Raw genomic sequence first — 11,481 nt, forward strand, 5'->3', positions numbered from 1 at the left:
CGGCGGCGGCCGGGTCGGGATCGAGGTGAAGCGCTGGCTGCTCACCCTGGAGGGCGTGCTGGAGCCGACCCTCGACTGGGACGGGCCGCTGTGACGGGAACGGCCCGCCGCGCGACCGGGATGCGGGGGCGGGCGGGCCCGTCGGGGGTGGACGCGCCGTCCGGCGGGCGGTTCCGCCGGACGGCGCCCGGGGGCGGCCGGGACCGGTCAGTCCTCGCCGTGCACCCGGCGGCCGTCGAGGAGGGTCAGATCGACGGGGAGCCCGGGCAGGTCGTGCGGGGAGGTGGTGGTCAGCCGTCCGACCGGGATGCGGGGGCGGGCGGGCCCGTCGGGGGTGGACGCGCCGTCCGGCGGGCGGTTCCGCCGGACGGCGCCCGGGGGCGGCCGGGACCGGTCAGTCCTCGCCGTGCACCCGGCGGCCGTCGAGGAGGGTCAGATCGACGGGGAGCCCGGGCAGGTCGTGCGGGGAGGTGGTGGTCAGCCGTCCGCCGAGGACGCACAGGTCGGCGACCTTGCCGGGTTCGATGCTGCCCTTCCACCGCTCGGCGAAGTCCTGGCGGGCCGGCTCGGCGGTGTAGGCGCGCACCGCGTCGCGCAGTCCGACGCGTTCCCGCGGGCCGCTGGTGCGGCCGGTGGCCTTGGACTCGCGCAGCAGCATGGCGGCGACGCCCCGGCGCCAGTCGGGTTCGGTGATCGGGGCGTCCGAGCTGGCGCACACCCGGACCCCGGCGTCCAGGGCGGAGCGCACCGGCCACATCCGGGCCGAGCGGTCCGGGCCGACCACCTCGTCCATCAGGTCGGAGATGGTCCACTTGATCGCCGGGTTCATGTTGACGCCGTAGTCGTGGCGGGCGAGCAGGTCCAGGGCCCGGGGGGTCGCGAAGTCGCCGTGGATCAGGTAGTGCCTGGCGTCCGGCCTGGGATGGGCGAGCTGGGCGGCGGCGAGGGCGTCGGCGACGGTGTCGATGGCGAGGTCGCCGGTGACGTGGACGCCGATCTGGTGGCCGGCGGCGTGCGCGACGGCGATCATCGCGGTCAGTTCGGCGGCTTGCAGGGCCGGTGCCGAGCCGTGCACGCACAGCGCGCCGTGGCCGCCGCCCGGGTAGGCGTCGCGCATCCAGGCCGTCCGGTTGGGCGGTACGCCGTCGGCGAAGAGCTTGACGCCGAGTACGGCCAGGCGGCGCGGGTCGATGCCGTCGAGGGTGGTGCCGGCCAGGTCGGCGAGTCCGGCCTCCAGGTCGGCCACTCCCCCGCCCATCGGTGCGGGCAGCAGCAGCACGCTGACCCTGGCGTGGAGTTCGTCGGCCCGGGCGAGGTCCAGGTAGGTGCGCAGGGCGGCGCCGCCGAGGGCGCCGGCCATGATGCCCTCGCCGCCGGGGCCGAGCCCGGGTTCGGTGTAGCTGGTGGTGCCCAGGGCGTTCAGGGCCCGGATCGCGCCGGTGACGGCGGCCCGGCGGCGCTGTTCGTCGGGGCGCGGGATGTGGGCGTGGACGGCCCGCTGGGCGGCCTCGCGCAGGATGCCGGTGGGGTTCCCGGCCGGGTCGGTGTCGATGGTGCCGCCGGGCGGGGGGACGGAGCCGCGGCCGATGCCGGCGACGCGCAGGGCGGCGGAGTTCACCCAGGCGGTGTGGTCGGAGAAGTCGGTGAGGCAGACCGGGTTGTCGGGGGCGGCGGCGTCCAGGTCGGCGCGGTCGGGCAGGCCGCGGCTGCCGTCCAGGCACTCGGCGAGGTAGCCGACGTCCCAGCCGCGGCCGACGATCCACTCGCCGGGTGCGGCCGTACGGGCGGCGGCGGCCACCGTGGCGACGACGTCGGCGATCGAGCCCACCGCGGGGTGGTTGAGGTCCAGGGCGAGCGGGGGGCGGTTCAGGCCCCAGGCGTGGCCGTGCAGGTGGGAGTCGTTGATGCCGGGCAGCAGGGTGCGCCCGCGCAGGTCCACGGTCCTGGTGGCGGGGCCGGCGTGGGCGAGCACCTCGGCGGTGCTGCCGACGGCGAGGACCAGGCCGTCCCGGACGGCGACGGCCTGGGCGGTGGAGAAGGCGCCGTCGACGGTGAGTACCTCGCCGTCGAGCAGCACCAGGTCGGCGGGGCGGGCGGATCCGGGCGGGGCGGTGGTGTCGGCCATCGGTCACGGCCCTTCCGGGTCGACCGCGCCGCGGTCCGCCCAGTACGGGGCCACCAGCTCGCGCAGCCGCTCGGCGCCGACCCGTTCGACCAGTGCGAGGGCGCCGGTGTTGTCGGTCAGCTGCGCCATCCGGCTGGCGCCGAACAGCACCGTGGCGGTGGCCGGGTGGGTGAGGGCGAAGGCGACGCACAGCTGCGCGGCGGTGGCGCCCAGGCCGGCGGCGGTCTCGGCCAGGCCGGGCGCGGCGGCGGTGATCCGGTCGCGGATGCCGCCGGGGTCGCGGCCGATCTCCCGGGAGGGGGCGGTGCGGCCGGCCAGGACGCCGCCCTCCAGCACGTCGGAGGCCTGCATCGAGAGGCCTTCGGCGAAGAGCGCGGCGAACGGCTCGCCGTCGGGGATGGCGCGGCGGCAGGGGCTGTACTTGAGCTGGGCGAGCTGCGGGCCGGGCGATCCGGCCGCGCGGGCGTGCTCGCGGACGGTGCGGATGTGCGTCGCCGACCAGTTGTTGACGCCCCAGCAGCCGATCAGGCCCTCGCGCTCCAGTTCGGCGAGTTCCTCGGCGACGGCCCGCAGGTCCATGTCGTCGCGGCGCACGTCGCCGAGGACGGCGACGTCGGCGTGCTCGACTCCGGCCCGGAACAGGGCGCCGCGCAGCTGCTCGCGCAGCGGGAGCCCGGGGTAGGGCTCCAGCCAGAGCTTCGCGGACAGCAGGTAGTCCTCGCGGGCGAGGCCGGCGGCGCGCACGATCGCGGAGAACAGGACGTCGGTGAAGACCGGCGGGCCGCCGGGCAGGCCGTAGACGGCGACGTCGAAGAGGTTGACGCCGAGGTCGACGGCGTGGCGGACCATGGCGACGGCGTCGGCGAAGTCCATCCGGTCGTAGGTGTGCCAGGAGCCCAGGGAGAGGACGGAGGCCTCGGGGCCGGCGGTGCCGAGCCGGCGCCTGGGCACGATGGGCCTGGTGGTCGCGGTCATGCTGCTCCTCGCGGACGGGGTCGGGACGGGTCGGACGGGTCGGGACGGGGGACCCGGCGCCCCGGAGGGTCAGGACACACACGGGGGACCTCGGGGCGCCGGGCGGCGGGGGGCCGGCGGCGCGGGGAGCGCCGCCCGGCGGAGGGGTGGCGGCCGGCCGGGCCGCCGTGGCGGGGCGTCAGGGCAGCCTGGGGTCGACGACGGCCTTGGTCTGCTCCAGCCGGGACATCGCCTCGACGGCGGCGGTGGCGCCGCTCAGGCCGACGGGCTCGCCGAACAGGGCGTCCCAGTCGAACCGGGAGCGGAAGTCGCGCAGGAAGCCGATCGCCCGGTGGTAGTCGCCGACGTCGCCGTTGAGCGAGCCGAGCACGGTCAGCTCCTTGCCCATCACGGTGCCGAGCGGGATCTCCTGGGGCGCGGGGCCGGTGGTGCCGACCACCACGAAGCGTCCGCCCCAGGCGGCGAGGTCGACGGCCTCGGCGCCGACGCCGGGGGCGCCGGCCAGGTCGATCACCAGGTCGGCGCCGCGGCCGCCGGTGGCCGCGAGCACCGCCTCCTTGCGGGCGGCGGGGCCCTCGTCGAGCCCGAGCACCAGGTCGGCGCCGAACTCCTCGGCCAGGTCGAGGCGGCGCTTCGGGGCGCCGATGGTGATCACCGGGCCGGCGCCGCCGGCCTTGGCCACCGCGGTGGCGACGATGCCGAGCGCGCCCGCGCCCTGGATCACCACCGAGGATCCGGGGCGGGTGCCGCCGGCCCGGTCGAAGGCGTGCAGCACGGTCTTGACCGCGCAGCCGGCCGCCGCCGCCCAGGTGTCCTCGACCTCCTCGGGCAGCAGGTACTTCTGCGCCCCCGGGGTGACGTAGGCGTGCTCGGCGAGCCCGGCGGTGGCGTACGGGTGGCGGTCGCTGCGCTGGAGGAAGCCGTAGCCGCGGTGCTCGCAGGCCACCGGGGTGCGCAGCACCGTACAGCCGTGGCAGTGGCCGCAGGTGGACTCGGACCAGCCGATCCGGCTGCCCGCGGTGACGGGCCGGCCCAGGGCGTCCACGGTGCCCTCGCCGGCGGCCAGGACGGTGCCCACCATCTCGTGGCCGAGGACCATGGGCAGCATGCCGGGGAAGGTCATGGCGCCGCTCCACAGGTGCACGTCGGTGGCGCAGAGCGTGGCGCAGTCGGTCCTGACCAGGGCGGCGCCCGGTTCGATCCGGTCGGGCAGCGGGATCTCCTCGGTCACCAGCGGTGCGCCGTGGGCCCGCAGGACGGCCGCCCGGGTGTGGGTGGGGAGCGTCATCGCTCTCGGTCTCCTCTCGTGTCCCCCGTGTCGGCGGCCCGGACGGGTGTCCGGGCCGGTCGGGCCGGTCATCGGCTGTGCGCGGTGTCCCACACCTCGTGGCGGCTGCGCCACCAGAGCAGCACCAGGATGACCAGGAAGGGCACCACGCCCTGGTACTTCTGGATCGCCTCGATCGAGGAGGACAGGCCCTCCAGGCAGCCGAGGAAGAGGCCGCCCGCCACGGTGAGCGGCAGGCTGCGGAAGGCGCCGAGCATGGCCACCGCCAGCGCGGTGTTGATCAGCTTGCCGAGGCTGGAGAAGTCGCCGCCCAGCCGGGGTGCGGCCAGCACCACGACGAGGGTGGTGACGGCGCCGATGGCGGCCCACAGCGCCACCGCCAGCCGGGCGACCGGGATGCCGACCACCTCGGCGGTGGCGGGCTGTTCGGACAGTGCCTGGAGCCGCAGGCCGATCCTGGTGCGGGTGAGGAGCAGTCCGACCCCGCCGGCGATCACCACCGCGAGGGCGACGGTGACCAGGACGGACTGCGGGACCACCACGCCGCCGACGGTGAACAGCGGCTTCTCGAAGGGGCTCGGGAAGGTGTGCGCGCCGGTGGTGTTGGAGCCGAACAGGCGCAGGCCGACGGCCATGACGGCGACGTACACGGCGACCGTGACGGCGGCCTTGGTGTTCTGGGAGTGCCCGGCGAACCAGCGCACCAGGACCGCGCCGAGCAGGGCGGAGAGCGCGGCTCCGGCGAGGACCCCCACCGGCAGGGCGAGCCAGAGGCCGGTGCCCGCGTCGGTCAGGCCGACCATGGTGAAGGCGCCGAGCGCGCCGACGGCGGCCATCGCGAAGTTGACGGTGGCGACCAGGCGGTGGGTCAGCACGACGCACAGTCCGAGCAGTGCGTAGACGCCTCCGCCGGTGAGGCCGGCGAGTGTGGAGTTCAGCACGGGACAGCTCCTGTGGTGCTCGATCGGGTGGGGGCGGTCACGGCCTGGCGGTCACTTCTTGGCGGGGACGACGAAGCCTTCCGGCAGGACCTGCCAGCTGCCGTTGACGGCCTTGACGAACCGGCTGCCCTGGACGGGGTTGTGGCTGTCGCCGGGGCCGAAGACCCAGGGGGTGCCGACCATCGGGTAGTCGACGGGCTGCATGTCCTTGAAGGCCTTGGTGACGGTGGCCCGGTCGACGGGGCCGCTCATGCCCTTGAGGACCTTGACGAACAGGTCGGCGGCCATCACGCCGCCCTGGCTGAACGCGGTCTTCTGGACCTTGTTCTTCTCCACCAGCTGGGACCAGCGGTCGTTGCCGGGCAGGGTGGTGTCGGTGTAGGGCTGCCACTCGGTGCCGGCGTAGACGGCGAGACCGGCCGGGATGGCCTGGGCGTTGGCGTCGGTGTAGCTGTTGGCGCCGACGATGAAGTCGACGTCGGTCATGCCCTGGGTCTTGGCCTGGGCGAAGTACGGTCCGACGATGCCGTTGTAGAGGACCGCCTGGCAGCCCGCGTTCTTGTCGGCGACCAGGTACTTGGTCGGGTCGCCCTCGGCGATGGCGAGTTCCTTGTGGGCGAGCTGCTTGCCGGTCAGCTCGGTCCACTTCCTGATGGAGTCCTCGATGCCGCTGCCGCTGCCGGGCAGCACGGTGTAGTCGAGGCAGACCTTGTCGCGCTTGAGGACCTCGGAGGCGTAATAGAGGTTGGCGGTCAGCAGGTTGAACGGGCCGGGGTTGACGGGGGCGATGTCGGGGCTGGTGAAGCAGGCGGGGTCGACGCCGACGGCGGGGATCGAGACCACGTGGGCCTTGGTGTAGGCGGCGCGGTTGAGGCCGCAGTCCACGGCGCTGGAGGAGCCGACCAGGGCGACGACGTTCTTGGAGCGGATCAGGTCGACGGCGGCCTCGGTGGAGCGCTGGGGGTTCATCGCGTCGTCCACGCTGATCAGTTCGAGCTTGCGGCCGTTGATGCCGCCGGCGGCGTTGACCTCGTCGAAGACGGCCTTGACGGCCTGCGGGACCTCGGGGGTCTGGAAGAGGCCGGTGATGCCGTTGATCGAGCCGACCTTGATCGGGCCGGTGGCGGAGTCCTCGTCCTTGGAGCAGGCGGTGGCGGTGAGGACCAGGGCGAGGGCGGTGAGGGCCACGGCCGGTTTCGCGTGCTTCATGGGGGTGCACTTCCAATTCCGTGGGGGCGGGGCCGCACCGGGGGTGGGAGGGGGTGTGCGCGGCCCGTCGCGGGTGGCGGGGCGGGTGGGGGTGGCGGGGCGGGTCAGACGGCCGTGGGTTCGGCGGTGCCCAGGTAGGCGGCCATCACGGCCGGGTCGGCGAGGACCTCGGCGGTGGGGCCGGAGGCGATGACGTGGCCGAAGTCGAGCACGGTGACCTCGGAGCAGGCGGCCTGGACGAGGTCCATGTCGTGTTCGACGAGCAGGACGGAGACCCCGAAGCGGGCGGGGACCTCGGCGAGCCGGCGGCCGAGGAGCAGCGATTCGGCGGCGGACTGCCCGGCGGCGGGTTCGTCCAGCAGGGCGACGGCGGGGCGGGCGGCGACGGCGGCGGCCACGTCGAGCAGGCGGCGGGCACCGGCGTCGACCATGGAGACCGGCAGCCGTCCGGGCGGGCAGCCGAAGAAGTCGAGCAGTTCGTCGGCTTCGGCGGGGTCGAGGTGGCGCCCGGCGCCGATGGTCAGGTACTCGTACTGGGTGAGTTCGGGGGCGATGGAGGTGGTCTGGAAGGTGCGGCGCAGTCCGCGGGCGGCCCGGGTGTTGGGGGCGAGGCGGTCGAGCGGGGTGCCGGCGAGCGCGACGCTCCCCTGGTAGCCGCCGACGAATCCGGTGACGGCGGCGATGAAGGTGGACTTGCCGGCGCCGTTGGGGCCGATCAGGCCGACCACGGCGCCGCGCGGCACGCTCAGGTCCACCGCGTCCAGGGCCGTCACCTGTCCGTAACGGACCGTCAACTTGCTGACGGTGAGGGATGGTTCGCCGCGCGGGGCGGCGGGCTGCGGCGGGGCTGGCGGCACGGGTTCGGGGGCGGCCTGACCGGCGGGGGCAGCGGGGCCGGTGCCGGTCCCGGCGGCGGCCTCCTCGCGTTCGGCGAGGAACCTGCGGGCGGCGCGCTCGCGCTTGCGGGCCCGGGTGAAGTCGGTCTGGCTGACGCCGGAGCGCAGGGCGAAGAGCGCGCCGATGCCGAACAGCATGCCGCCGAGGTCCTGCGGCAGGCCGAGCTTGTCCAGGACGGTGGCCATCACCGCCCCGAACAGCCCGCCCATGATCGCGCCCTCGGGGTTGTGCGGGCCGATCATGATGGCGACCGCGAAGAGGGTGAGCGACTGCATCATGGCGAAGTTGCCGGGGACCACCAGGCCGAGCTGGCCTGCCATCAGGCCGCCGCCGACGCCGGCGACGAAGGCGCTGATCGCGAAGGCGGCCAGCTTGCTGCGGGCGACGGACACGCCGTGCGCGGCCGCGGCCCGCTCGGAGTGGCGCAGCTCCGTCCAGGACATCCCCAGCCGGGTGCGGTTGAGCAGTGCCAGGCCGAGTGCGATCAGGGTGAAGACGGCGACGGCCAGTACGAAGTAGGCGCCGTCGTCGGAGAACGGCGCGGGCCGTTCCAGGGTGGTGAGGTCGGCCATGCCGGGGAACTCGTTGGCGGTGAGCACGATGTCGGCGGCGACGGCGAAGCCGAAGGTCACCACGGCCAGGTTGACGCCGCGGATGCGCAGGGCGGGCAGGCCCACGGCGATGCCGACGGGGACGGCGGCCAGGCCGCCGAGCGGCAGCCAGAGCAGGAAGCCGCCGGGGGCGCCGGCGGCGTTGAGCCACAGCACCACCCAGGCGCCGATCGCGGCGAAGGACACCTGGCACAGCGACATCACGCCGACCCGGCCGACGATGACGCCGTAGCTCTGCATGATCACGGCTCCCACCACGGCGGTGACGGCCAGGTAGACCCAGTACGCGGGCAGCACGGTGGGCACGAGCAGGCAGGCGAGGACGGCGGCGCCGAGGCCGGCGGCCAGCGGGCGGCGGGCGACCGTCGGGCGGCGGGCGCCCGTCGGGCGGCGGGCGCCCGTCGTTCCGAAGGGGTTCGGCCCGGTGGGGTTCATGCGCCCTCGCTCTCCGCCGGGCCCAAGCCCTGGCTGCGCGGCGCGCCCGCGGCGGCGGGTGCGCCGGTCGTGCCGAAGTAGAAGTCGTGCAGGCGGTCGGCGTCGCCGCGCAGGTCGGCGCAGCGGCCGTCGAAGACGATCCGGCCCTTGGCGAGGACGTAGGCCCGGGTGCCGATCTCCAGGGCGAGGTGGGCGAACTGCTCGATGAGGAGCACGGCGATGCCGAGGTCGGCCAGGCCGGCGACGGCGCGCATCAGGCGGTGCACCACGACGGGGGCGAGGCCGGAGGACATCTCGTCGATCAGGACGGTCTTGGGCCGGGCGACCAGGGCGCGGCCGAGGACGAGCATCTGCTGTTCGCCGCCGGAGAGGTGGCCGGCCTGGAGGGTGCGGCGCTTCTCCAGTTCGGGGAAGAGCCGGTAGGCGGCGCCGAGGTCGCCGTCGCCGTGTTCGGCGACCAGGAGGTTCTGTTCGACGGTGAGGGTGCGGAAGACGGTGCGGGCCTGTTCGACGTAGGCGAGGCCGGCGCCGGCGCGCCGGTGGGTGGGGAGCCGGTCGACGGGGGTGCCGTCGAGGGTGACGGTGCCGGAGGTGGTGCGGACCAGGCCGGCGATGCCGTCCATCAGGGTGGTCTTGCCGGCGCCGTTGGCGCCGAGCAGCACGGTGATCCCGGCGGGGGCGACGTCCAGGCTGACGCCGTGGACGACCTCGGTCTCGGCCCGGTTGATGCTGACGTCGCGCAGCGAGAGGGCCGGGGTGCTCACGCGGGGTCCCCGCTGGTGCGGCGGAGGGCGTCGGCGACCAGGGTGTGGGCCCGGGCGGCGTCGGTGAGTTCGGTGGCGAGCAGGCCGAAGAAGCCGTGGATGAGGCCGTCGAAGCGCACGAGGCGGGTGGGCACTCCGGCCTGGAGGAGGGCGTGGGCGTAGTCCTCGCCCTCGTCGCGCAGGACGTCGTACTCGGCTTCCAGGACGAGGGCGGGCGGCAGGCCGGAGAGGTCGGTGGCGCGCAGCGGCAGCAGGTGGGGGTCGTCGAGGTCGGCGGCGTCGCGCGGGTACTGGTCGAAGAACCAGTCCATGCTGCCCTTGGAGAGGAAGTAGCCGTCCGCGTAGTCGCGGTAGGAGGCGCGGCCGTCGTCGGGGTGGCCGACGACGGGCGAGACCAGGACCTGGAGGGCGATCGGGGGGCCGCCGTGGTCGCGTGCGCGCAGGCTGGTGACGGCGGCCAGGTTGCCGCCGGCGCTCTCGCCGCCGACGGCCAGGCGCCGTGGGTCGGCGCCGACGGCGGCGGCGTTGTCGTGCAGCCAGGTCAGGACGGCGTGGCAGTCGTCGGCGGCGGCGGGGTAGCGGTGTTCGGGGGCGAGGCGGTAGTCGACGGAGACGACGACGGCCCGGGCCTGGGCGCAGACGGCGCGGCAGGAGTACTCGTTCTCGTCGAGGCAGCCGATGGTCCAGCCGCCGCCGTGCAGCCAGACGAGGGCGGGGAAGGGGCCTTCGCCTTCGGGGGTGTAGATCCGGACCGGGATGTCGCCGGCCGGGCCGGGGACGGTGGTGTCCGCGACGGCGGCGACGGCGGGCAGGTCCTCGGGCATGGTCCAGGTGGTCCGGAACTGCTCGCGCATGGCCTGGGCATCGAGTTCGACGGGCTGGGCGGGCTGCTCCTCCGCACCGGACCGGTCGATGATCAGTTGTGCCTCGGGGTGCAGGGGCATCGTCATTCCTCCGATTGCCCGGGTGCCGGCGGGGGCTCCGGCACTCGCAAATCGTATCTGATTCCATGTACGTTAAGAGTCGCAATCGACCCTGTCCAGAGCTGGGAGCAAGATGATGCGCAACGGATTCCCGGACCCGGCCGACCCGGCCGACCTGGTCATTCGGGGTGGTCGGGTGATCACGATGGACGACCGCCGCAGCGTCGCGCAGGCGCTCGCGGTGCGCGCCGGACGGATCGTCCGGGTCGGCTCCGACGCCGAGGTCGCGCCGCTGGCCGGGGCGCCCGCACTGCCCGCCGAGCTGACCGGGCGCTCCTGGCTGGTCGCCGACGCGGCCACCGGCGAGGTGCTCGCCGCCCGCGACGCCCACCTGCCATTGCCCCCGGCCAGCACGCTCAAGATGCTGTTCGCGGACACCGTGCTGCCCAAGTTCGACCGCTCGGCGGAGCACCGGGTCACCACCACCGAACTCGCCGAACTCGGCACCGGCAGCAGCCTGGTCGGCGTCAAGGAGAACCTGCCGTACCGGGTCGAGGACCTCTGGCGGGGCGTCTTCCTCAGCTCCGGCAACGACGCCGTCCACGTCCTCGCCCACATGAACGGCGGCATCCAGCGGACCGTCGGCGAGATGCAGGACCGCGCCCGGGCGCTCCAGGCCCGCGACACCAAGGTCGTCTCCCCCGACGGCTACGACATGGACGGCCAGGTCTCCTCCGCCTACGACCTCACGCTCTTCGCCCGGGCCGGGCTGCGCAACGCGGACTTCCGCTCCTACTGCGCCACCCGCACCGCGCGCTTCCCCGGCGGCCTCGACAAACTCACCGGCCAGCGCACCAGCTTCGACATCGCCAACACCGACCGGCTGCTCGGCAAGTACCCGGGCCTGATCGGCGTCAAGAACGGCTACACCACCAACGCGGGCGCCACCTTCACCGGCGCCGCCGAACGCGACGGCCGCACCCTGCTGGTGACGGTGATGCACCCGGAGGCCCAGGGCAAGGTCTACGACGAGGCGGCCGGCCTGCTGGACTGGGGCTTCGCGGCGGCCGGGAAGGTCCAGCCGGTCGGCCGGCTGGTCGACGAGGCCGTCCCGCCCTCCTCCGCGGCGACGCCAGGGGCCGAGCCGGGGGCACCGGCGCAGGCCGACGAGCAGCTGCCGCCCTGGTCCCGTCCGCCGGTGACCGGCGGCTCCGGCTCCGGCCTCGCCCCCGCCGTCTGGTCCGCCGCCGTCCTCGGCACCGCCCTCGCCGCCTGGGTCACCGCCCGCACGGCCGCCCGCCGCCGCACCGCAC

General features: G+C 74.8%; 9 protein-coding genes. 1 reads left to right on the plus strand and 8 read right to left on the minus strand.

What is annotated here, in order from left to right; all coding sequences use genetic code 11:
* Nucleotides 1-394: 394 nt before the first annotated feature.
* The 8 genes from BU198_RS06730 to BU198_RS06765 form a co-directional block, all read right to left on the minus strand.
* Nucleotides 395-2,125 (minus strand): amidohydrolase, encoded by a 1,731-nt coding sequence (locus tag BU198_RS06730; RefSeq protein ID WP_188295930.1) that lies wholly within the window; start codon nucleotides 2,123-2,125, stop codon nucleotides 395-397.
* 3 nt (nucleotides 2,126-2,128) lie between these two features.
* A complete protein-coding gene (locus BU198_RS06735) occupies nucleotides 2,129-3,100 on the minus strand; it encodes an aldo/keto reductase (RefSeq protein ID WP_188295931.1) in 972 nt (323 codons plus the stop codon).
* A 178-nt stretch (nucleotides 3,101-3,278) separates the two neighbouring features.
* Nucleotides 3,279-4,388, minus strand: a complete 1,110-nt coding sequence (locus BU198_RS06740) for a zinc-binding dehydrogenase (RefSeq protein WP_188295932.1) — start codon at nucleotides 4,386-4,388, stop codon at nucleotides 3,279-3,281.
* Between the two features lie 68 nt (nucleotides 4,389-4,456).
* On the minus strand, nucleotides 4,457-5,329 hold the full coding sequence (locus tag BU198_RS06745) for a branched-chain amino acid ABC transporter permease (RefSeq protein WP_188295933.1): 873 nt from the start codon (nucleotides 5,327-5,329) through the stop codon (nucleotides 4,457-4,459).
* 51 nt (nucleotides 5,330-5,380) lie between these two features.
* Nucleotides 5,381-6,538 carry an ABC transporter substrate-binding protein gene (locus BU198_RS06750; protein WP_188295934.1) on the minus strand — a complete coding sequence of 386 codons (1,158 nt, stop codon included), beginning with the start codon at nucleotides 6,536-6,538 and terminating at the stop codon, nucleotides 5,381-5,383.
* A gap of 104 nt (nucleotides 6,539-6,642) precedes the next feature.
* Nucleotides 6,643-8,481 carry an ABC transporter permease subunit gene (locus BU198_RS43260; protein ID WP_188295935.1) on the minus strand — a complete coding sequence of 613 codons (1,839 nt, stop codon included), beginning with the start codon at nucleotides 8,479-8,481 and terminating at the stop codon, nucleotides 6,643-6,645.
* Nucleotides 8,478-9,245, minus strand: a complete 768-nt coding sequence (locus BU198_RS06760; RefSeq protein ID WP_188295936.1) for an ABC transporter ATP-binding protein — start codon at nucleotides 9,243-9,245, stop codon at nucleotides 8,478-8,480. The genes BU198_RS43260 and BU198_RS06760 overlap by 4 nt, the downstream gene beginning before the upstream one ends.
* The gene (locus tag BU198_RS06765) at nucleotides 9,242-10,189 is read right to left on the minus strand and encodes an alpha/beta hydrolase (protein WP_188295937.1); all 948 of its coding nucleotides are present in this window, start codon (nucleotides 10,187-10,189) and stop codon (nucleotides 9,242-9,244) included. The genes BU198_RS06760 and BU198_RS06765 overlap by 4 nt, the downstream gene beginning before the upstream one ends.
* Before the next feature lie 112 nt (nucleotides 10,190-10,301).
* Here BU198_RS06765 and BU198_RS06770 point away from each other — a divergent pair.
* The coding region (locus BU198_RS06770) for a D-alanyl-D-alanine carboxypeptidase (RefSeq protein ID WP_411293156.1) at nucleotides 10,302-11,481 on the plus strand (1,180 nt) is incomplete at its 3' end.

It is taken from the genome of Streptomyces sp. CBMA156, from assembly GCF_014596515.1.
Taxonomy (GTDB): Bacteria; Actinomycetota; Actinomycetes; order Streptomycetales; family Streptomycetaceae; genus Kitasatospora.